The organism is Flavobacterium subsaxonicum WB 4.1-42 = DSM 21790 (assembly GCF_000422725.1).
Taxonomy (GTDB): Bacteria; Bacteroidota; Bacteroidia; order Flavobacteriales; family Flavobacteriaceae; genus Flavobacterium; species Flavobacterium subsaxonicum.
This window is the reverse complement of the sequence record NZ_KE383909.1, coordinates 1,168,457-1,189,247: the sequence shown is the minus strand read 5'-3', so window position 1 is coordinate 1,189,247 and position 20,791 is coordinate 1,168,457. Positions and strand designations below refer to the sequence as shown.

Genomic DNA, 20,791 nt, shown 5'->3' with positions numbered 1-20,791 from the left:
TTAATGGTGTTGGGTTTTTATGATATTGAGTTTATTAACTTTAATTACAGTCAACAATCTAAGCTATTGGATAACACGTTTATCAAATTTACGTTAATTGTTTATTTTAACGGGTGCTACCAGGGAGTTTCTCCTGTTTCCGGATTGTATTCTTCTGCAAAAAACTTACCTGTTGGACCATCATTCCCAATCATCGCATATTTAGCAATACGGGAGGCACCCTCCTGTACCGTGCCGGTTCCGCGGTGGTTGTTAAAATCGGTTGCTACAAATCCCGGGCAAACAGCATTTACTTTAAATTGTGAATCCCTTAGTTCATAGGCAAGGTCAATGGTAAACATATTCAATGCCGCTTTTGATGAGGGGTAAAGTGCCGCCTTGTGGGTATAATATTTCCATGAGGGATCACTGTGCAGTGTAAGTGAACTGCCACTGGATGAAACATTAACAATACGAGGCTGTTCAGAATTTCTAAGGAGGTCGATAAATGCTTGTGTAACCCTCACTACGCCATACAAATTAGTATCAAATACTTTCTCAAACTGCTCAATAGTTGCCTCCAGTGCAGATTGCGGTAGACCGCCGTTAATGCCGGCATTGTTAATGAGCACATCGAGTCTCTCTGTTTTTTTTCCAATTGTAGCGCGGGCGGCAAGTACAGACGCAGCATTGGTAACATCCAATTGTATAGCCTCTGCATTGTGTAGGCCTTCCGCTTTTAACTTTTCTACTGCAGCTTCTCCATTTTCTATATTACGGCTACCAATAAATACATAGAACCCCTGTTGTAATAAATAGTGTGCTGTTTCAAAGCCAATACCTTTATTGGCTCCTGTAATTAATACTTTTTTCATTTTAATTATTTTGTAGCGTTATTATAAACATCTGCAAATTCCTTTGCAAAATCTTTTAGTTTCACTTTGCCTAACACAGGTTTATTCAAGTAGAAATCGTCATAAAGGCTGCCACTTCTCTGGGCTGCCTGCATTTCAATAAAGCCATTGGCAATCCATTCATTCATACCCATTGCCAGCATTCCTTTATGCATTTCTTCATCAGTAATAACTGTCCATTTTAAATCCGGCATATTGATTGCCTCGCCAACTACAGCAGCAACTTCATTGGGGGAAACTTCATCGCTGGCCACGTAATGTATTGTCCTGCCCTCAAATGACTTTTCCATTTCTTCAGCAATAGTAGCTGCAATATCTAAAGGAGAAACCCACGGTTCTTTCCTGTCGCCACCATAGGTCTGTATTATTTCGCCTTTCGTTTTGATGGTTTGAATATGCCTGAACAAATTAGTAAAAAAGCCTACCGGCCTTATAAATTTGATAGATACATCGCCAGGCAATTCATTTAGTATTGTTTCTACTGTATTATGCAGGTAAAGGCTTCCGGTTCCCCTATCGGTATGGGCACCAATGCTGCTTAAATGTATAAGACGCTTAACTTCTGATTGTTCGACCGCATTTTTATAATTGTTTCCAATTTCCCTAAATGCAGCAACAAAATCTGTATCCTTATCAAAAATGCTCCCGATACCTTCCCATGCTTCCATCAGGTAAACTATATCGGCACCTTTAAAAGTTTCAGCTAAAAAACTGACATTAAAAAATGATCCGATAGCTGCTGTGGCACCTAAAGATTCGATAGCTGCCCTTCGTTCTTCTTTACTGCTGATAACGGTCACATAATGTCCTTTTTGTACTAGATCCTGTGTGAGTGGTTTTCCTATGTTTCCCAGAGAGCCTGTAATTACAATTTTCATATTTCGATTTTTGTTACTGCAAAGTTGGGGCGAACACCAACAACAGGCTTAACCAATTTGAGGGTTTTCATAACAAAAACGAGTATTGCATGTTCTTTCGGAAACGAGGAAGTTATATCAAAATACTGCCAGCCTATTATAAACATTTTAAAAAACTTCAGGTTATGGCGTATAATCGTTATACAACTTATTACCTTCAGGGTACCTGAGTGAAGTTGCATGGCCATTGAGTAATTAATTCAGCCTAAAAATAATCACTAAATCAGGATTTTAGGCCTTTTACAACCCATGTTTCTTTCGCATCATGCTTAAAAATGCCGGAGTAATACCCAAATAACGGGCAATATTTTTTTGTGCTATTCTTTTTTCCAACCCGGGGAACCGTTTACGGAAGTCAAGGTAACGTTCTTCAGCCGTCTTGTGAAGGTGTGCAGTTATACGACGTTCGTAAAGTTCAAAACCGTTTTGAGTAAGGATGCGGAAAAAACGTTCAAACTTTGGATTAGCCCGGAACAACTTTTCCAGTTCTTGCAAAGAAGTGTAGTATATCTCACTGTCTTCCATTGCCTGAATGGCATTTGTAGAAGGCTTTTCTTTATAAAAACTCACCATATCACATGCCCACCAGTGCTCATCACAATGGTATTTCTCGCCCTGATTCTATTCGGGGCTATCAGTTATGCAGGTTTAAATTATAATTTACTTCCGAGCTTTTCTACAGGCACCATTACGGTAAAGACGGTATTGACAGGGGCTTCGCCTTCGGAAATTCAGGAGAAAGTCACCCGGCCTATCGAGGATGCCATCACTGAGGTGGAAGGTATCGATTTTGTCAGTTCAAGTTCGCTTCAGAATGTTTCATCGATAGCTATTTACTTAAAGCCTGATGTAGCCGATAAACAGGCACAGCAGGATATTGAACGGAAAATAAACCAAATGAAATCCTCGCTGCCTGAGGGTATCGTCGACCCTGTAGTGAACAGGCGCAGTACCGATGACTTTGCCATCATGAGCCTTTCGCTCACTTCATCCAACCTTGACGGGCAGGCATTCTATGAACTGATCGATAAAAATATCAGGCCCAGGCTTAGCAATGTACAGGGTGTGGGGCAGATCATGATAGCCGGGGGGCAGCCCCAACAAGTCAGGATTGAACTGGACAACACCAAGTTGCAGTTTTACAACCTGTCCCCTAAGATAGTATACCAGGCCATTGCTGCGAATTCATCCTCAGTACCAGGCGGCAGTATTACAAACCAGCAGCAACGCTTGTCCATAACCATCAACGGTGACTATGCAGACAAGGACACATTTAACCAGATTGTGATTGCTGATAACGGCCTAGGAAGCCGCATAATGCTTACAGATATTGCTACCATAACAATTGCCCAGCAGGAGACCGAAACCCTGAACAGGATAAACGGCAAGCCCGGGATCGGCATCCAGGTATTTAAAACAAACGATGCCAACGCCGTCGAGGTTGCCGAAGGCATAAAGAAAAGCCTGTCCGAAGTAAAGTCGCTGTACAAGGCCCAGGGTTTGGATTATGTAATTGCCTCCGACCAGTCAGTATATACACTGTCATCGGCCGATGCCGTAATGCACGACCTTTTCCTGGCCGTTTTAATTGTGGGCATGGTCATGTTATTGTTTTTGCATAGCCTGCGGAGTTCGCTTTTTGTCCTCATCGCCATCCCGTCGGCCATGATCCCCACTTTTATTGTCATGGCGGTACTGGGTTTCTCCCTGAACCTGATGACACTCTTAGCGCTGTCCCTTGTGGTGGGGATTCTTGTTGATGATAGCATTGTGGTCCTGGAGAACATATTCCGGCACCTGGAAATGGGGAAGGACAAACGCACCGCTGCGCTTGAAGGCCGGAATGAAATTGGCTTTACTGCCGTGGCAATCACTTTAGTGGATGTAGTGGTGTTCCTGCCCATGACCTTTGCAGGTGGCCTTGTGGGCAACATCCTGCGGGAATTTGCGGTGGTAGTAGTGGTTTCGACACTTATGAGCCTCATTGTAGCCTTTACGGTAACACCAATACTCGCATCACGTTTTGCAAAACTGGAGCACATAAATAAAAAATCGTTATGGGGTAAGGTCATTTCGGGCTTTGAATCGTTACTGAACCAGCTAAAGGATTTTTATGCTGTTTCCCTACGGTACATGCTGGGGCATAAACGTTATTTATTTATTACTGTCCTTTTTCTTATGGCAGGCAGCATCTACCTGGTTCCTGCAGGTTTTATAGGTTCGTCCTTCATAGGTGAAAATGAAAAAGGGGAATTGTCCATACAATTAGAGACGGCATCAGAAATGCCCATAAAGGAGACCAACCTGCTTGCCCTTGAAGCGGAGAAAATACTACTGAAGCATCCTGAAGTGCGCAGCGTCTACACCTTGGTAGGAACGCAGGAGGCCATCAATAAAAGCGTCAGCGCTACCCTTGACAGCATGCCCGAAGACTTTGTCTTCTCCATACTGAAAGCGGTTTACATCAACAACGATATCGGAAGGCTGATCTGGGCGGTAGGCCCTGAGGGCAGGACACCGGTGGCAACAGGGATGGATATAGCGATATTTGAGGATGGCAGGATCAAATCCCTTTACGTATTTCTGGACTAACCAAAAAGGCAGCCATGAAAAGAAAGACCATTTTTTCAACACAGGGCCAAAGAGCTGATATTGGCGATTTGACCATCTATCGCCTGCTGGCCAACAGGTATGCTGAGGCCGTCGGGCCATTTGTCTTCCTTGACCACATTGCGCCAAAACTGCATTCTGGAATACAGGATGGAGGCACCGGGCCGCACCCGCACCGGGGTATCGCCACGCTGAGCTATATCCTTAACGGCGAAGACGAGCATTTTGACAGCGCGGGCAATTACGCCAAGGTGCATTCAGGAGGCGTACAGTGGATGAAGGCGGGCAACGGCATCCTCCACGATGAGACCCTGAGCTATGATAGTAAGACCGACAGCAAGCTTACCCACGCCTTCCAGTTCTGGATCAACCTGCCCTCTGCTATAAAAGCGCAAAAACCCGAGTACCTGGCCATCCAGGGCAATGAGGTGCCGCAGAAAGCAATTGCAGGCCAAGGCGGCTGGATCAAGGTTATTATAGGCGAGTACGAAGAACTCCAATCCGTTATACCCGATTACAGCACACAATTCCTGTATCATATCCATCTGGAAGCCGGAAAAGAATTTTCCCTTACACTTGACGGCATATTGGAGGCTGCGGCATTCCTGCCACTAAAGGGTGCTACCCTTAACGGCAGCGAATTTGAAGCAGGGGACTTTATCGGTTTTGATACTGAAGGGGAAACCATCACCATCACCAATGGGCAACAACAAGCCACTGACATAATAGTCTTCGGCGGGGAGCCCTATAGGGAGCCCATCGTAGCCCAGGGGCCTTTTGTGATGAATAGCGAAGCGGAGATCGCCATTGCTTTCCAGGATTTCTACGGTGGAAAATACGGACAGATTCAGTACCGCCAACACAATAATGAAATTACAAACAATCATGAGTAACCCTACAAACGAACAAACAGAAAACACTTCAAAGGATCCCATCAGGATCGGATACAGCCTCTCCCTTACAGGGCCTGTGGCTGAAAACACCAAATCGGCAAGGCTGGCCCACCGCATCTGGGAAGAAGATATCAACGCTCGTGGCGGCCTTCTGGGGCGCAAGGTACAGCTGATCTGTATCGATGACCATGGCGATGCCAACCAGGCAGCGGAGATCTATACCGGGCTTTTGGACAGCGAGTCGGTAGACCTTGTCATCGGAGGCTACGGCACCAACACCATAGGGGCTTCACTTCCCGTGGTTATCGAGCGCAAGCGTTTCCTTATCGGTCTTATGGGCCTTGGGGTCAACCTGCACCTGAATTACCCGAACTATTTCGCGATGATACCTACCGGACCCAAACCCAATACAGCCCTTACCGAAGGCTTTTTCGAGCTGGCTGCCGCCCAGGACCCCAAACCCAAAACCGTAGCGGTGCTTTCGGCCGATGCTGAATTCTCCCGTAACCCGGTGATTGGGGCAAGGGAAAACGCTGCCAAATACGGAATGGAAATCATCCATGAGCAGACCTATCCGCTCTCGACTGAGGATTTCAGCCCTATTATCGAGGAGCTGGGCAGGATCAATGCCGATGTGCTGTTCCTGTGTTCCTACCTGAAAGATTCAATAGGTTTGGTAAAAGCAATACACAATGGCGGCTACCGCCCTAAAATAGTGGGTGGGGCGATGATCGGCCCGCAGAGCGCTTCGGTCAAGACCGAGCTGGGCCCGCTTCTGAACGGCTTTGTCAATTACGAATACTGGCAGCCCGTGCCCAAAATGGATTTCCATGGCGTGGCCGATATGCTTTCCAAATACCAGGCGCGCGCCGCCGCAGAGCATGTAGATGCCCTTGGCTATTATGTAGCACCTATGGCGTATGCCCAGCTGCAGGTACTGGAGCAGGCAATAACCGCCACCGGCAGCCTTGAGGATGACCTGCTTGCGGACTACTGCCGCAAAACTGCTTTCGGGACCGTAATCGGAGAGGTCCGTTTCGGTGAGAATGGCGAGTGGGCAGCGCCCCGTGTAGTGCAGGTCCAGTTCCAGGATATTAAAGACAACGCGATTGAAACGTTCTGGGACAGTGAAGTTCAGGTAGTGGTCTCACCGCCCGAATATGCCTCAGGCAGCCTGGCCTATCCCTATAGTCCCGGAGTGTAATATCTTGTATCGCATACCAACAACAGCATTCAAAAAATAAATATAACATTTAAACGCAACAAAATGACAAACAAAGAAATTGTACTGAAGGCTATGGATGAATTCTTTCACCAGAGAGACAATTCCGCTATCGAGCGCTACTGGCAGGAAGACTACCAGCAGCATAATCCCTCAATGATAAACGGGCATGAGGGGCTTAAGAATATCCTAGGCATCCTGGATAAAAATTTTAGCTGGCGTCCCGGAATTATCGTGGAGCAGGGCGATACCGTCATTACCCACAGCCTGGTACACGGCTGGGGCCCTTCACCGGTAATCGTTGTGGATATCTTCAGGCTTGAAGACGGAAAGATAGCAGAACACTGGGATGTGGTGCAGGAGGCAGTCCCTGCCGATAAAACGGCCAGCGGCAATCCTATGACCTCTTTTTAACCTAAAGCGGAAAACATGAAAAACAACCTCATAGGCAACACCTACAAAATGGAGACTGAGTTCTTAAAAGTAAAGCTCTTTTTCGAATCGGATGATTCACTTGAATTTACGGTACTGGAAGGCGGGGGCTTAACAGCACCAGGCCACGCTGAGAAGGTAACGACAACAATTGCCGAGATCCGCCCTAATGTATACATGATTGCATGGAAAGAAGCCACAGGCGCCACGGTAACACATGTGGAAGACCATGAGAACGGGATCGTCTACAGTAACGCGACACTGCCTGACGGAAGCTTCTATACCATGAAAGGCACGATACAGCCTTTTCAGGAGTAATGATGCTATTGTTACTTCCAATAATGGCGATCCCATTCATAACCATGCTGTTTTGGGCTATGGGAGGGGGAAAGGCCGAACTGGCAGATGTGCCACCCGAAAAAAAAGGATTCAACATCAATTTACCTAATGCTGATCTTAAGGAAGAGCATCCCCTTAATAAGCTGAATTATTATGACAGGGCGGCGTTGGATTCCGCAAAGTTTGAGGAACTCAAAAAAAAAGACCCCAATTACAGACAGGGCACGGACAGCATCGGCTTACTAAACAGGCAGGAACCGCCAATGCAAAGATCACGCCTTATGATGACCTCATTTCGTGACCCAAACGAGGAAAAGGTCTATAAGAAACTTGAGGCCCTTCAAAAAGCCATAAGTGAGCCGCCAGCTGTAGTGGAAAAAGCCAGGGTACCAAGGCATTCGCAAGCACCTTCTATACCGGTATCCGAAAATTCTCAACAACTGGAGCTCCTGATGCAATCTATGGCAGGAGGAGATGCTGAGGATAAAGAACTCCAACAAATCAGCGGCCTGCTCGAGAGCATACTGGATATTCAGCACCCCGGGCGTATGCAGGAGAAACTAAAGAAAGCTTCCCAGGCAGAGCGGGGGCAGGTTTTTGCTGTCGGGTTGGAGCAAAAGCAGGATAATATTTCACTGCTTCAAAAAAGTACTGCCAGATCTTTTACATCCGGGAAGGGGCATAATGGATTTTACTCCCTTGGGGACAATACCCAGCAATCCGTTACGCAAAATGCGATACAGGCCTCAATTGCCGAGACACAAACCATAGTAAACGGATCAACTGTCAAAATGAGGCTTAGCCAGCAGGTCTACATTAATGGCACCAACATACCTAAAGACACTTTTATCTACGGTACGGCATCCCTTAAAGGCGAGCGCCTAACCATTAAAATAGAAGGAGTACGCCACAACAATTCCCTTTTTCCTGTCGAACTAAGCGTCTATGACCTGGACGGGTTGGAAGGCATTTTTATTCCCGGTGCCATTAACAGGGATGTAGCAAAAGCTTCAACAGACCGTTCGATACAGAGCCTTGGAATAACCAGCCTTGAAGATTCATGGGAAGGGCAGGCTGCAGGAGCAGGGGTGGAGGCTGCAAAAAGCCTGCTCAGCAAGAAAGTTAAACTTATTAAGGTAAGTGTGAAAGCCGGGTACCAGTTATTACTGCGTGATGAAAAACAAAAAGACAAATCTTAAATACATTCAATTATGAAACATTTCAGGCAATTATTAAGCACAGTACTCCTTTTGTTAGCAGTAACGGTTGCAGCCCAGCAGGCAAACAGGAAAGGGAATATAATTTCCCAGGAAATCGCCATCGCCTATTGGAAAACGACAACCATCGTATTTCCTTTTCCCATTGCAAGCGTGGATAGGGGAAGCCAGGACATATTGGCGCAGAAGGCTATCGGAATTGAAAACGTGTTACAGGTGAAGGCAGCGCAACAGGATTTTGCGGCAACGAACCTTACAGTCATTACCAGCGATGGAAACCTCTACAGTTTTCCAGTTTGCTATGATGAAAATGCTGCATCCCTTACGCTTACGCTTCCCGATGGAAAACCAGGCAGCCTTATCCAGTTTGATGCGGCCGCATCCAACATCAAAAAGATGGAATCCATTGCTGACCTGGCCCTGCATGAAAGGACAAAATTAAGGGGTGTCAGCGAGAAGGAATATGGAATTGCTTTGGCCTTTACCGGGCTGCATATCCATGATGACCTGATCTATTACAGGATTACCATTGAGAATGAAACAAATATAAGCTATGATATCGACCAACTCCGCTTTTTTGTCAGGGATCAAAAAAGGTCGAAGCGGACAGCATCGCAGGAGCTGGAGATCCAACCGGTACATGTCTACAGGCAGGTAGAAAAAATCCCTGCACAATCCGCCTGCACATTTGTTTGCGTGCTGCCCAAGTTTACTATTCCGGATATGAAAAATCTGGTTATCCAGCTTGTCGAAAAAGGCGGAGGCAGGCATTTGAAATTATCAGTTAAACACCAGAAGGTGGATAAGCCAATCCTTATTCCATAAACTCCACCATGATAATTTTTGCTTCAGACTATCATAAGATTATGGATGAATTGGATGATCTGATGAGGAACGGAAACACATACATAACGTATTGGAATGACGGTACACCGGTAAGGAACTGTAGCGACCAGTCCACTTTCAAGAGCACCTATGATGCGGCGGAATACTGTTTTGAAATGTCTACCGATATCGACCAGATGTATTACACACCGATTGCAACGCTATACAAAGCGATGGAATCTGCTAATCCCCAAAAGAAAGGTAATGATACTATTGACCTGGCGGCACTTTTACGAAGCAATTACCGCAATGAACTGCAGAGTACAAATAACTATAAAAACGATGTAATTATGAACGAGAAGAATTTTGATTACCTGAAAGACCAGGTAAAATACACCGGCTTTGGAGAAGGCCTCGAGGCAGACCTAAGGCAGAATATGGAACAACTCCAACCGGAGTTCAGCCTAAAGCATGATGCTTTCTATGGCAATGATAAGGTTTCGGCAGAATTAAATTTTAAAAAGTCCGAACAGAGTGAAATGTATTTCTTCAATTCCTATAAAGCTGAACTTCAGAAGGAGGGGGCAAAGGAAACACTGGAACAGACGTTTTATATCAACAAAGGAAATAATATCACACTCAAAGAAGCTTATAACCTTATGGAAGGAAGGTCGGTTAATAAAGACCTTACTAACAAAGAAGGAGAAGAATATAACGCATGGTCGCAGCTCGACTTCAAAAATACCGATGCCCGTGGAAATTTTGCTGTAAAGCATTACCATGAGAATTATGGGTTTGACCTGGAGGCGGCCTTATCGAAACATCCTATTAAGGAACTTCAGAACGACAGCCATAAGCAGGATCTAATGAACTCACTCAAAAAAGGGAACCGTCAATCGGCGACCTTTATTAAGGACGGTAAAGAGGTCAAACAGTATATTGAAGCAACTCCACAGTTCAAGACACTGACCCTATATGATGCTGAACAGAAGCGATTGGATACCAGGCAGGCAAAGGAGCAGGAGCAGTCCCAGGGTAGCAGCCAGTCCCAAAAGGAAAACAAGAAGCAGGCAGCTTCAAATGAAGAAGATGGACCGGCAGGGCAACAGGATAAAAAGCAGCGCCGTAAATCACAATCCTTATAGTTATGGATATACAAAAGCCTTTATCTGACTTTTTTGCAGCTATCAAAAATGATTACCGCGTCAGTAGTACCCATATTGGGATCTTTGCTGCGCTGCTGCATTATAAGATGGATAGGGGCTTTACAAATCCTATCCAGGCCTTTAGCTACGAAATAATGGAACTTGCAAAAATATCTGCACCCAAGACGTACCGAAAGTGCCTTAAAGACCTTGATGCGTATGGATATCTGCGTTACGAACCCTCGTTCAAAAAGAACCAGGCCAGTAAAATATATATATCCGATACCCAAATTTAAGCCCTGATTAGGGCTTTTTTTATCCCTAAATGCGAAAATTATGAAAAGGAGAATACGTGCAGAGGCAGGTTTTGTTTCAAACGAACAGGCAAGAAAAGTATTAAAGAAGGGTGGACTTGACCTCACTAATGAGGAATTGACGATAGTGTTAGAATTTTTATATACAATGGCAAATAATGCTGTTTCTTATTATTTAAAATTACCACCATAATTCGTAAATTTAAGGATTAAAATTTTGATTATGAGAGTAGCAGATTTATACATAAGGGTAAGTACCGAGGAGCAGGCTGATAAAGGCTATTCACAACGTAACCAGGAGGAGATGCTGCGACGCTACTGCGAAAACAATGATATAACTATAAACAATGTGCTTATAGAGGACCATTCAGCAAAATCTTTTATCAGGCCTGAATGGACCCGTTACCTAACGATCCTAAAGCAGCCAAAAAACAGGTCAGAACTGGTACTCTTTACTAAGTGGGACCGTTTCAGCCGCAATGCCGGTGATGCGTACCAAATGATAAACCATCTCAGGAAAGTGGGTGTGGAGCCGCAGGCAATCGAGCAACCGCTTGATTTTGATATCCCGGAAAATAAAATTATGCTGGCCCTTTACCTGGCAACTCCCGAGGTGGAAAATGACCGCAGGGCGCTAAACGTTTTTCATGGCATGCGCAGGGCAAAAAAGGAAGGCCGTGCTTTAGGTATTGCGCCAATAGGATATAAAAACAGGATCACTGAAGACGGTAAAAAATATTTTGGTATCCTTGAACCACAGGCTACCTATATACAATGGGTTTTCGATGAGCTGGCAAAAGGGGTAAAACCCGCAGATCAAATACGGAAAGAAGTCAATAGAATGGGGCTTAAATGCGGTAGTTCAGTTTTTTGGACAATGGTTCGCAATCCGATATATTGTGGGTTGGTGTTTGTTCCTGCCTACAAAGATGAAGAGGAGCGTTTTGTAAACGGAACGCATGAGCCAATAATTTCAGAAGAGCTTTTTTACGATGTCCAGGATGTATTGGATGGAAAAAAGCGAAAGGTTAAATCGAAAGCAAAAAATGAAGTTGAAGAGAACTTTCCTCTTCGTGGCTTTCTCCAGTGCCCTAACTGTGGTGGAATGCTTACAGGGAGCTCCTCTAAAGGAAAATCAAGGTATTACTCCTATTACCATTGCCAGCCGGGCTGCAAATTCAGGCATCGCGCTGAGGAAGCCAACGAATTATTTGAAAGGGAACTCAGAAAGTTTATTCCCCATCCTGCCATAAAGGAACTTTATAAGGTGATTGTCGGTAAGCTGTTTGCAGATTACAGCAGGCCCGAAAATGACGAACGAAGAAGAATTGCAGATGAGATTGACAGGCTGAGTGAAAAAATGTCCAAAGCGAGAAACTTATTACTGACAGATGTGATTGATGCAAACGATTATAAAGTGCTGAAGGAAGAGACTGAAATCAGTATTAAGAAGGCCGAAAGTAAATTGAACACCATAGGCAATAAAAAATTCTCTCAGCCACAGGTCGAAAAGCTTATGGATAAAGCAATTACGACACTTTCAAGACTTGATACCCACTATGGGAATATGGTCTTAAGTAAGAAAAGAGAACTAATAGGTTCGATATTTCCTGAAAAAATCGTTTTTGACGGAAAAGAATATCGAACACCCAGGCTTAATGAAGCGGCACGACTTATCTATATGATTAACAATGACTTATATTCAACAAAAAACCGGAAAGGACACAAATCTGCGTACCTTTCCGGTCAAGTGGAATCGCCGGGAATCGAACCCGGGTCCAAACAGGGAAGCAAAGAGCTTTCTACACGTTTAGTTCCTGATTGGGTTTTCGATAATGCGCAAGGCCAGGAACGGCCACACATTACTTAGCTTCTGTTTTCTCAGGGTCTTCGCGAAGCAAAAAGACCCCCAGGTTTATTTTTACGGTTCCCCTATACAAAACGCCACAAACCAAGGCTTTTTAGGAGAATCTCGCTTTCCTGTCTAACAGGAACGAGGCTAATCTTACTTTAATTTAGATTATGCAGCAAGAGCGTAGTTATTTTCGCCGTTTAAAGTTGTAAGACCATTTATTAACGAGAATTGTCTCAGTTCTCGACGTGCTTACTGTTCAGTTCGGCCTGCTGTCAAAACCAGTCGACCCCAAATAGTATTTAATACTTTGCAAATATAATACCATTCTGCTTAAAAATCTAACACTATTTTTTTAAATATTAATTGGTTTTAAAATTGAATTTATGTTATATTTGAATGCTATTATTTAATATTAAGTGATAATTTTTTAATACATCGTTTTCGTATTTAAGAAAGTCACAAAGTTCAATACCAATTTTGTAAATAAACAGCTATGAAATTTGCAATTATAAAAGAACGAAAGTCGCCGCCGGATAAAAGGGTCGTATTTTCGCCAACTATGCTTTTAGCGTTTAAAGAACAGTATCCACAGGCAGAAATTGTTGTGGAATCATCTGACGTTAGGGTGTTTACAGACGACGAGTACCGTGCCGTGGGGTTCGAGGTAAGCAACGATGTGTCTGACGCCGATGTATTTATTGGCGTAAAAGAGATACCAGTGGATGCCCTGGTTCCTAATAAAAAATACGTGTTTTTTTCGCATACAATTAAAAAGCAGCAGCACAACCAAAAGATGCTACAAGCCATAATTGACCTTGATATTTCACTTTTCGATCATGAAACTATAACAGATTCGACCAATAAACGCCTTATTGGCTTTGGCCGATATGCCGGCATAGTGGGTACCTATAATTGCTTTAGGGCATTCGGGTTAAAATACGAGTTATTCAGCCTTCCGAAGGCCGAAGCACTACAAGACCAGGACGCACTTATTACCCGTTTAAAGCGAATGGTATTGCCACCGCTTAAAATTGTGCTTACCGGCAGAGGTAAAGTAGGGGCAGGGGCTAAAGAAATGCTTGATGCCATGAAAATCAAAGAGGTATCGGTACAAAATTTCCTTACCAAAATTTATGATAGCCCTGTTTACGTGCAGTTGGACGTGCTGGACTATAATAAAAGAAAAGATGGTGCAATGCCTCATTCTTACACCGACTTTTTTGATAACCCGCAGGATTATGTGTCTGATTTTGCACGTTTTACCAATGTGGCCGATATATTTATTGCCGGCCATTTTCATGGTAATAACGCCCCCGATATACTTACACGTGAGATGCTTAAAGATAAAAACTGCAAGTTAAAGGTAGTGGCCGATGTGTCTTGCGATGTGGGCGGACCCATTGCCTGCACCGTGCGTTCGTCCTGCATTAAAGAGCCGCTATACGGCTACAATCCCTCTACGGGAGAGGAAACCGATATGCACCATCCGGCTGCAATAGTGGTAATGGCAGTAGATAACCTGCCGTGCGAATTGCCGCGTGATGCCAGCGAGGGCTTTGGGCAGATGTTCTTAAAGCATGTTATACCAGCTTTTTACAACAATGATAAAGATGGGATATTAAAACGATCGATGATTGCCGAGAAGGGTCGACTCACTGAGCGTTTTAAATACCTTAACGATTACATACACGAAAATGTGCCCCACGTATAGGGGCATTTTTTTTGACCTCTAGAAACAGGAATATACCAATCGGTATATAAATTTGGGAGTTTTTAGGCTATCCTTCTAAATATACCGATTGGTATATTTTTATATTGTAATTGGATTTTGATGTTAGCGCACACATTCAAAATCCCCCAGAAGTTCTATGCTAACTTCTAAAATTTTATAAATATCCTATATTTTGTTTATATGTATATTTATCAAATTTTTAACAAAGCAACTTTTGTAATATATTAGCATCATATTTAAAATAATTCCAAAAATAATCCAAACTTCACATTAATCTCAAACCCAAACTATGAGTTCAGAACAAACTAAAACCAATTATCCGGCATTGTATACCATTATAACGGTATTCTTTTTCTGGGGATTTATTGGTGCATCTAACGGTGTTTTTATCCCTTTTTGTAAGGCCAAATTTGGTCTAGACCAGTTTCAGAGTCAACTGATAGATTTCGCCTTTTATGGTGCTTACTATATTGGTGCTTTACTTTTATTTATTCTTAGTACCTTGTTTAAAAAAGACATATTAAATTCATGGGGCTTTAAAAAAGGTATTATCAACGGCTTGTTGCTTAGTACAGTAGGTGCGGTAGCCATGATATTTGCTGTTAAATCTGGCGATTACTACTTAATATTAGGTGCACTTTTTATAGTTGCACTTGGCTTTTCGTTGCAACAAACATCGGCACAGCCCTTTGTAGCTTCATTAGGAGAATCTCATACAGCGTCTAACAGGCTAAATCTTGCCGGAGGTGTTAACTCTTTTGGTACTACTATAGGGCCAATTGTGGTTTCTATAGCTTTATTTGGTGTTGCCACAGGCGTAGATATAGAAGAATTTGCTAAAAGGCCAGAATCGTTAGACATGATGGAGATACTGTATGTTTTTGTTGGTGCATTATTTTTAATAGCAGCGGCATTATTCTACTTATCTAAAAAATTGCCGGACGGTAAAATGGACTCGGTTTTTGAGCCGGCAAAAAAGGCTATGAATACCCTGATTGTTATTACACTTATATTGGTAGCTATTTTTGGTTATATATTTTCTCGTTATAGCGATCCTGAATTTGTTAGCAGGTTTATGGGAGAAAACAGAGAAAAAGATTTCTTAGGGTTAGGGCTAACTATTGCCACCTTGTTGGTAATTATTTTTGGATTACTGTTTGCCAATGCTGCTGCAAAGAAAAAGCCCGAAGGTTGGGGTGCCATGCGCTATCCTCAGCTTGTTTTGGGTATGTTGGCATTATTTACTTATGTTGGTGTAGAGGTTACTATACAAAGTAATTTGGGCGAACTTTTAGGCACAGCAGCTTTTGGAAGCAAAGCAGGATCGGCCATTGCGCCATTTATTTCTATGTATTGGGGCAGTATGATGATTGGTCGTTGGGCAGGTGCAATATCTGTATTTAATCCATCACCGGGTCTTAAAAAGATATTACTAATTGTAGTTCCGTATATAGCTTACGGTGTAATTTTAGGGGCAAATGCTATATCTGGTCAGGATATTACGGCTCTATATGCTTATGCGGGTATAGTGCTTATACAAATTGTTGGATTCTTTTTAGGTCAGGACCGTCCTGCAAAAACGCTAATGGTATTTGGTGTTTTAGGTATGGTTGCTATGGCGGTAGGTTTATGTACTACAGGTATGGTAGCTATTTATGCCTTTATGAGTGGCGGCCTGTTTTGTAGTATAATGTGGCCGTGTATATTTGCTTTAGGCATTACTGGTATAGGAAAATATACCTCTCAGGGTTCTGCATTTTTAGTAATGATGATATTAGGTGGTGGTATTATTCCGCCTTTACAAGGTAAAATTGCCGACATAATTGGCATACACGAATCGTATTTTATTCCGGTTCTTTGTTTTGCTTATCTGGCTTTTTATGGCTGGAAAGTAGTAAGGATACTTAAAGAACAAGGCATTGCACACGAAGTGGAAATGGGCGGCGCACACTAAATACAACGCTCTATTACATATACAAACCGCCTTGCAAATGCAGGGCGGTTTTTGTTTTTTATAACATTTAGCGTGTGAGAAAACGTTTATCTTTGAGTAAAAATTTATACCATGAAAAATAGATTATTGATGGCAGGTATTACTGCTGCTGTTTTAAGCCTTACAAGCTGTGCCGAGAAAAAAGAGGCAAGTGCCGAGGGCGACCAGGCAATTGATACTACTGCGATAACTGCCGATACTACTGCTATTGAAGCTGATACCGTTGCTGCTACAACTGCACCGACTGAAGAGGCTGCTGCCGAAACTATTACGGCTACCGGTAAAGTTACCGAAATTAATAAGGGTAAAGATGGCTATTCGGCTACGTTACAGGCTGAAGATGGTAAAACCTACACAGCTACCATAAGTATCCCGAATATGACCGACCCTAAAAAATACCGTTCGGTTGCTATAGGCGATAAAATTACCGTTACCGGAGAATTGCACGATACGTTTATTGTGGTAAGAGATTTGAAATAGTTAAAATTCGTCCTGCTGTTCCTTCCTAATATCCTCACTTTCCCAGGCATGGTCCTGGGCGCCAAGCTGAGAGTACAGGTCGTTTTTAATAAGCTCTTCCTGTATTTCAATTTCGTGCATAGTGCTTAGCATCAAGGCTTTTTTATCATGTTTTTTCTCGGCTAACCTAAATGTGGCCGCCTCATCATATTTTATAAACCGCTGCCCCTGTCGGGTGGCGGTATATCTTCTCTGGCCCATTTCTACCAAAGCATCCACCCCAAGGTGAACGGCACTGTACAGGTTTTCGCGATAAAAATCGTTCACACCCATATCCACCAGCTCAAAAGCATCATTACGGTTACGTGCACGCGCAAATATTTTAAGGTGCGGAAAGTGCTTTTTAACTATCTCAACCACCTGCAAATTAACGCGGGGGTTATCTATAGCGGCAATAAATATCTTAGCATTTTCGCAACCGGCAGCCTTAAGCAGTTCCAGTCGTAATGCATCGCCATAATACACCTTAAAGCCCATTTTTCTAAGCGAATCTACCCTGTCGGAGTCCATATCCAATACCGTGGCCGGTATGTGGTTGGCTTTCAATAAACGACCAATAGTGCTCCCAAAATTCCCGAAACCGGCAATTACCACATCGTTTTTGTCGTCTTCTATAGTATCATATTTATTACGGGCCTGTCTTTCTTTGACACCAAAAAACGGATCGATCCATTTTTCATTTATCAACAGTAAAAACGGCGTACCTACCATACTAATGGCAATAACGGCCATCATTTGGTTAGACAGCACCGTGGGCAGCAGGTTAAGCTGTACGGCAAACCCAAGTATTACAAAACCAAATTCTCCGGCCTGGCTTAGCGCGAAGGCAAACAGCAGGTTTTGGTCAGAACTCTTTTTATAGATCTTGCCCACCAATAGCAGTACAAAGAATTTTATGGTATTGAAGATGGTTGAGAATATGAGTATAAAGGCAGGATCTGCCATGATGATGGCAAAGTTAATAGAGGCGCCTACGCCAATAAAAAACAGCCCTAAGAGTAATCCTTTAAACGGCGCAATATCGCCCTCCAGCTCGTGCCTAAACTCGCTGTTGGCCAATACCAGTCCGGCTATAAATGCGCCAAGGGCGGGGCTAAGGCCTACAAGCTGCATCATGTACGATACACCCATTACCAGTAGCAATGCCGATGCCGTAAACAGCTCCTGCAAACGCGTTTTTGCAACTACATGCAGTAGCGGTATTATGGCATACCTGCCGCCCACATATACGGCGCCAATGGTGCCAAATACAATAGGGGTTTGCAGCCACCCGGGTAAATCTGATATAAGCGAATGGTTAACGTTACTGTTGTTTATATGGCCGTCGGCCAGTAAGGGCAATATAGCAAGGATTGGGATTACTGCAATATCCTGAAACAGCAGCACCGCAAAAGACGACCGCCCCATAGAGGTTTTGGTCAGCCCTTTTTCTTTAAGTGTCTGCATTACAATAGCTGTAGACGAGAGGGTTAGCGCTAATGATATGGCAACGGTGGCCTGCCATTCCCATCGTAAAACAATAGAACAGGCTATAAATAAAATACCGGCAGTACCCACCAGTTGCAGCATGCCCATACCAAAAATTACACGGCGCATGCGCCAGAATTTAAAGGGGTCGAGCTCCAGCCCAATAAGAAACAACATCATAACCACACCAAACTCGGCAAAGTGCATAATGTCCTGGCCTTCCTGGCCAATTAAACCTAACACATACGGCCCAATAATTATACCCGCAAACAGGTAGCCCAGTATAGAACTAAGTCCCAGTTTTTTAGCTATTGGCACACAAATTACAGCGGCCAGCAGGTATATTATTGCCTGAAAGAAAAAACCGTCTGCCATGTTAGGTTATTTTAGTTTGTATGTAATCGTTAAAATAAGAAAAATTGCTAAGTTCTGCAAGGTCTAAATCCTTCTGTTCAAGATGTTGCAGCATCTGGCCGTACATTGTGCCGTATTTGGTTAAACCATCGGCATCCATAGAGTGCGTGCCGTACACCACAAAAGGGGGCAGGTATTTCATGTTGCAAACCTTGGCCGTTTGGCAAAAGGGTTCCATTAATTGCAGGATAGTAAAACCGTCTTTACCGGTAGGGCAGTAGTTTTCTTTTTTGCCCCCGGTGGTAATAGATTGCAGCAGGAGTTTGCCTTTAAGGGCAAAACCCTCGCGGCCATAGGCCCAGCCGTGCTCTAAAACAAGGTCTATCCATTGCTTTAAAAGCGGGGGGCAGCTGTACCAGTACATAGGGTGGTGCCAGATAATAATATCGTGCTGAGTCAGGAGTTCCTGCTCGCGTTTAACATCAACATCAAACTCAGGATATTCCTGGTAAAGGTCATGAAACGTAATATTGTCCGATACAGGAATGTTTTTTACCAACGCATCATTAGCGTTCGATTTCTCGAACAGCGGGTGAGCAAAGATTATAAGTATCTTGTTGGTCATATAAAAAGCCTGTTTAAATTTATGCTTCCGCAGAATTTTCGCTTCTTTCAAAAATAAGCTATTAAAATTCTTACGAAATAAATTTAAACAGGCTTTAACATTTATTTAAGGCAATTGCCCTAAATATATTTTAATTACAATTGCCGGCATTGATATCGGCAACAGTTACATTATTTAAATTGTATTCAAGATAAATATACACACCAGATCCGATAGCTGTAAGCGCACTTATAGCACAAAGATCCTGAAGTGATGCATTATATGTTACATATAACTCTCCCTGGTAAGGATTAATATTTTGCAGTCCGTTAAGCGACGTTAAAGAATCATTTCCGGATACATGTAAGCCTGCCTGATATTCAAAATTTGGTGCTGTATTTATTTGGGTTAGCGATGACAGTTGTACAATAGTTGTTAATGCACTATTGTGCAGTATATCAATACGGTTAGCGGTTTGTAAATTTTGCAATCCTTGTAACGATGCAAGTGCATCGTTGTTTTCTATAGATAATTTTTTAATTGTAGTAACGCCCTGCAGTCCGTTAAGCGACGTTAGTTTATCATTTTCTGATACTACAAGCTCATCAACGCTGCCGGTTAAATTGTTTAATCCTTGTATTGATGCGAGGTTAGCATTATTATTAATAGCCAAGTATTTAACGGTACTAATTTTAAGGCCGTCTAAAGATGTAAGGCTGCTGTTACCATTTAATACAAAACCATCAATTGTGGTAACGTTTGTAAGAGCGGCTACAGATGTAAGGGCAGCATTATTTTCTATGTATAGTGAGCCACCTATATTAGCATTATTTAATCCTTCAAGCGATGTTAATTTAACGCAGTTTCTTATATCTACATTATCGGCCTGAGACAAATTTTTAAGGCCAGACAAACTTTCTAAATTAGCATTATTGTTTAATTGTAACCATGCTATTTTTGTCATTTTTTCTAAACCGTTAACGTTTTTAAGCGCCGGATTATCCTTAACTATTAAATAGCCATGTGGGTCGTTTACGCTTTCTAATAAACGTAGTCCCTCAAGGTCTGTAATAGAATTGGATGTAATCTCAATAGATTTGGCATATTTAAGGTTATGCAGCCCTTCCAGGCTGGTAAGGCTGGAATTGCCCCTTATAATTAACGCGCCACTTACATCGGTTATGTTTTCAAGGCCGGATATATCTGTAATATTTGTTTGGTCGTAATACGACCCAATAACAAGGTCGCCATTTACAGAGCAATAGTTAGAGGCGGCAAAGGCATCTACCTGTGCCTGGGTTTCCAGTGTTACGGTACTGCTTACAAGGCATGGTAGCGATGGAGTACTACTGTCATCATCGTTGTTGCAGGAAAACAGTAGCGACACTACTGCTGTTAGGAATAATAATTTTTTCATAGGGAGGGTTAATTTGTGCCCAAATCTATGAATTTATTCCTAA

Annotated in this window: 19 protein-coding genes, 1 other RNA gene and 1 pseudogene; 14 read left to right on the top strand and 7 right to left on the bottom strand. The window is 43.1% G+C overall.

Translation table 11 applies throughout. The annotated features are described in order from the left end of the window. Window positions 1-116 precede the first annotated feature (116 nt). The 3 genes from G509_RS0115810 to G509_RS22270 all read right to left on the bottom strand — a co-directional run bounded on the left by G509_RS0115810 (window position 117) and on the right by G509_RS22270 (window position 2,335). The gene (locus G509_RS0115810) at window positions 117-854 is read right to left on the bottom strand and encodes an SDR family oxidoreductase (RefSeq protein WP_026992431.1); all 738 of its coding nucleotides are present in this window, start codon (window positions 852-854) and stop codon (window positions 117-119) included. 5 nt (window positions 855-859) lie between these two features. Next, window positions 860-1,771 carry an SDR family oxidoreductase gene (locus G509_RS0115805; RefSeq protein ID WP_026992430.1) on the bottom strand — a complete coding sequence of 304 codons (912 nt, stop codon included), beginning with the start codon at window positions 1,769-1,771 and terminating at the stop codon, window positions 860-862. Between the two features lie 279 nt (window positions 1,772-2,050). Then, window positions 2,051-2,335: a Crp/Fnr family transcriptional regulator gene (locus tag G509_RS22270; RefSeq protein ID WP_207382686.1), complete on the bottom strand. Its 285-nt coding sequence runs from the start codon at window positions 2,333-2,335 to the stop codon at window positions 2,051-2,053. Between the two features lie 63 nt (window positions 2,336-2,398). Here G509_RS22270 and G509_RS22265 point away from each other — a divergent pair, with 63 nt between their 5' ends. From G509_RS22265 to G509_RS23875, 11 genes and pseudogenes are all read left to right on the top strand, one after another. Then, a complete protein-coding gene (locus G509_RS22265) occupies window positions 2,399-4,402 on the top strand; it encodes an efflux RND transporter permease subunit (protein ID WP_051200270.1) in 2,004 nt (667 codons plus the stop codon). A 14-nt stretch (window positions 4,403-4,416) separates the two neighbouring features. Continuing rightward, window positions 4,417-5,313, top strand: coding sequence for a pirin family protein (locus tag G509_RS0115785; RefSeq protein WP_026992428.1), 897 nt, complete (start codon window positions 4,417-4,419; stop codon window positions 5,311-5,313). After that, a complete protein-coding gene (locus G509_RS22260) occupies window positions 5,288-6,517 on the top strand; it encodes an amino acid ABC transporter substrate-binding protein (protein ID WP_207382685.1) in 1,230 nt (409 codons plus the stop codon). Before G509_RS0115785 ends, G509_RS22260 begins: the two co-directional genes overlap by 26 nt. A 63-nt stretch (window positions 6,518-6,580) precedes the next feature. Next, window positions 6,581-6,949, top strand: coding sequence for a nuclear transport factor 2 family protein (locus G509_RS0115775; protein ID WP_026992427.1), 369 nt, complete (start codon window positions 6,581-6,583; stop codon window positions 6,947-6,949). Between the two features lie 15 nt (window positions 6,950-6,964). Continuing rightward, window positions 6,965-7,285 carry a MoaF-related domain-containing protein gene (locus tag G509_RS0115770; protein WP_026992426.1) on the top strand — a complete coding sequence of 107 codons (321 nt, stop codon included), beginning with the start codon at window positions 6,965-6,967 and terminating at the stop codon, window positions 7,283-7,285. After that, window positions 7,285-8,505 carry a conjugative transposon protein TraM gene (traM, locus tag G509_RS22255; protein ID WP_051200265.1) on the top strand — a complete coding sequence of 407 codons (1,221 nt, stop codon included), beginning with the start codon at window positions 7,285-7,287 and terminating at the stop codon, window positions 8,503-8,505. The genes G509_RS0115770 and traM overlap by 1 nt, the downstream gene beginning before the upstream one ends. Before the next feature lie 12 nt (window positions 8,506-8,517). After that, the gene (traN, locus tag G509_RS0115760; RefSeq protein ID WP_026992425.1) at window positions 8,518-9,348 is read left to right on the top strand and encodes a conjugative transposon protein TraN; all 831 of its coding nucleotides are present in this window, start codon (window positions 8,518-8,520) and stop codon (window positions 9,346-9,348) included. Window positions 9,349-9,524: 176 nt separating this feature from the next. After that, the gene (locus G509_RS0115755; protein ID WP_244877499.1) at window positions 9,525-10,493 is read left to right on the top strand and encodes a hypothetical protein; all 969 of its coding nucleotides are present in this window, start codon (window positions 9,525-9,527) and stop codon (window positions 10,491-10,493) included. A gap of 2 nt (window positions 10,494-10,495) precedes the next feature. Next, the gene (locus tag G509_RS0115750; protein ID WP_026992423.1) at window positions 10,496-10,789 is read left to right on the top strand and encodes a hypothetical protein; all 294 of its coding nucleotides are present in this window, start codon (window positions 10,496-10,498) and stop codon (window positions 10,787-10,789) included. Window positions 10,790-10,829: 40 nt separating this feature from the next. Next, the gene (locus tag G509_RS23425; RefSeq protein WP_154657778.1) at window positions 10,830-11,000 is read left to right on the top strand and encodes a hypothetical protein; all 171 of its coding nucleotides are present in this window, start codon (window positions 10,830-10,832) and stop codon (window positions 10,998-11,000) included. 30 nt (window positions 11,001-11,030) lie between these two features. Then, window positions 11,031-11,810, top strand: a pseudogene (locus G509_RS23875) (recombinase family protein); the annotation flags it as partial. Window positions 11,811-12,555: 745 nt separating this feature from the next. Here the strand turns inward: G509_RS23875 and ssrA are convergent. Next, window positions 12,556-12,952, bottom strand: a transfer-messenger RNA (tmRNA) gene (gene ssrA / locus G509_RS23155). Between the two features lie 203 nt (window positions 12,953-13,155). Between ssrA and G509_RS0115735 the strand changes: the two genes are divergently transcribed. The 3 genes from G509_RS0115735 to G509_RS0115725 all read left to right on the top strand — a co-directional run bounded on the left by G509_RS0115735 (window position 13,156) and on the right by G509_RS0115725 (window position 16,867). After that, a complete protein-coding gene (locus G509_RS0115735; RefSeq protein WP_026992421.1) occupies window positions 13,156-14,373 on the top strand; it encodes an NAD(P)-dependent oxidoreductase in 1,218 nt (405 codons plus the stop codon). Between the two features lie 310 nt (window positions 14,374-14,683). Then, the gene (locus tag G509_RS0115730; RefSeq protein ID WP_026992420.1) at window positions 14,684-16,348 is read left to right on the top strand and encodes an MFS transporter; all 1,665 of its coding nucleotides are present in this window, start codon (window positions 14,684-14,686) and stop codon (window positions 16,346-16,348) included. A gap of 111 nt (window positions 16,349-16,459) precedes the next feature. Next, window positions 16,460-16,867, top strand: a complete 408-nt coding sequence (locus tag G509_RS0115725; protein WP_131450692.1) for a hypothetical protein — start codon at window positions 16,460-16,462, stop codon at window positions 16,865-16,867. Here the strand turns inward: G509_RS0115725 and G509_RS0115720 are convergent, their stop codons facing one another. The 3 genes from G509_RS0115720 to G509_RS0115710 form a co-directional block, all read right to left on the bottom strand. After that, complete coding sequence (locus G509_RS0115720; protein ID WP_026992418.1) at window positions 16,868-18,748, bottom strand: monovalent cation:proton antiporter-2 (CPA2) family protein; 1,881 nt, start codon at window positions 18,746-18,748, stop codon at window positions 16,868-16,870. A 1-nt stretch (window position 18,749) separates the two neighbouring features. Continuing rightward, window positions 18,750-19,352: an NAD(P)H-dependent oxidoreductase gene (locus G509_RS0115715; protein WP_026992417.1), complete on the bottom strand. Its 603-nt coding sequence runs from the start codon at window positions 19,350-19,352 to the stop codon at window positions 18,750-18,752. Window positions 19,353-19,482: 130 nt separating this feature from the next. After that, a complete protein-coding gene (locus tag G509_RS0115710) occupies window positions 19,483-20,748 on the bottom strand; it encodes a hypothetical protein (RefSeq protein WP_026992416.1) in 1,266 nt (421 codons plus the stop codon). Window positions 20,749-20,791: the final 43 nt, after the last annotated feature.

Bases quoted from the DNA above. Each gene is read 5' to 3' on its own strand.
- G509_RS0115810 (WP_026992431.1), bottom strand. From the start codon at position 854: ATGAAAAAAGTATTAATTACAGGAGCCAATAAAGGTATTGGCTTTGAA.
- G509_RS0115805 (WP_026992430.1), bottom strand. From the start codon at position 1,771: ATGAAAATTGTAATTACAGGCTCTCTGGGAAACATAGGAAAACCACTC.
- G509_RS22270 (WP_207382686.1), bottom strand. From the start codon at position 2,335: ATGGAAGACAGTGAGATATACTACACTTCTTTGCAAGAACTGGAAAAG.
- G509_RS0115785 (WP_026992428.1), top strand. From the start codon at position 4,417: ATGAAAAGAAAGACCATTTTTTCAACACAGGGCCAAAGAGCTGATATT.
- G509_RS22260 (WP_207382685.1), top strand. From the start codon at position 5,288: ATGAAATTACAAACAATCATGAGTAACCCTACAAACGAACAAACAGAA.
- G509_RS0115775 (WP_026992427.1), top strand. From the start codon at position 6,581: ATGACAAACAAAGAAATTGTACTGAAGGCTATGGATGAATTCTTTCAC.
- G509_RS0115770 (WP_026992426.1), top strand. From the start codon at position 6,965: ATGAAAAACAACCTCATAGGCAACACCTACAAAATGGAGACTGAGTTC.
- traM (WP_051200265.1), top strand. From the start codon at position 7,285: ATGATGCTATTGTTACTTCCAATAATGGCGATCCCATTCATAACCATG.
- traN (WP_026992425.1), top strand. From the start codon at position 8,518: ATGAAACATTTCAGGCAATTATTAAGCACAGTACTCCTTTTGTTAGCA.
- G509_RS0115755 (WP_244877499.1), top strand. From the start codon at position 9,525: ATGTCTACCGATATCGACCAGATGTATTACACACCGATTGCAACGCTA.
- G509_RS0115750 (WP_026992423.1), top strand. From the start codon at position 10,496: ATGGATATACAAAAGCCTTTATCTGACTTTTTTGCAGCTATCAAAAAT.
- G509_RS23425 (WP_154657778.1), top strand. From the start codon at position 10,830: ATGAAAAGGAGAATACGTGCAGAGGCAGGTTTTGTTTCAAACGAACAG.
- G509_RS0115735 (WP_026992421.1), top strand. From the start codon at position 13,156: ATGAAATTTGCAATTATAAAAGAACGAAAGTCGCCGCCGGATAAAAGG.
- G509_RS0115730 (WP_026992420.1), top strand. From the start codon at position 14,684: ATGAGTTCAGAACAAACTAAAACCAATTATCCGGCATTGTATACCATT.
- G509_RS0115725 (WP_131450692.1), top strand. From the start codon at position 16,460: ATGAAAAATAGATTATTGATGGCAGGTATTACTGCTGCTGTTTTAAGC.
- G509_RS0115720 (WP_026992418.1), bottom strand. From the start codon at position 18,748: ATGGCAGACGGTTTTTTCTTTCAGGCAATAATATACCTGCTGGCCGCT.
- G509_RS0115715 (WP_026992417.1), bottom strand. From the start codon at position 19,352: ATGACCAACAAGATACTTATAATCTTTGCTCACCCGCTGTTCGAGAAA.
- G509_RS0115710 (WP_026992416.1), bottom strand. From the start codon at position 20,748: ATGAAAAAATTATTATTCCTAACAGCAGTAGTGTCGCTACTGTTTTCC.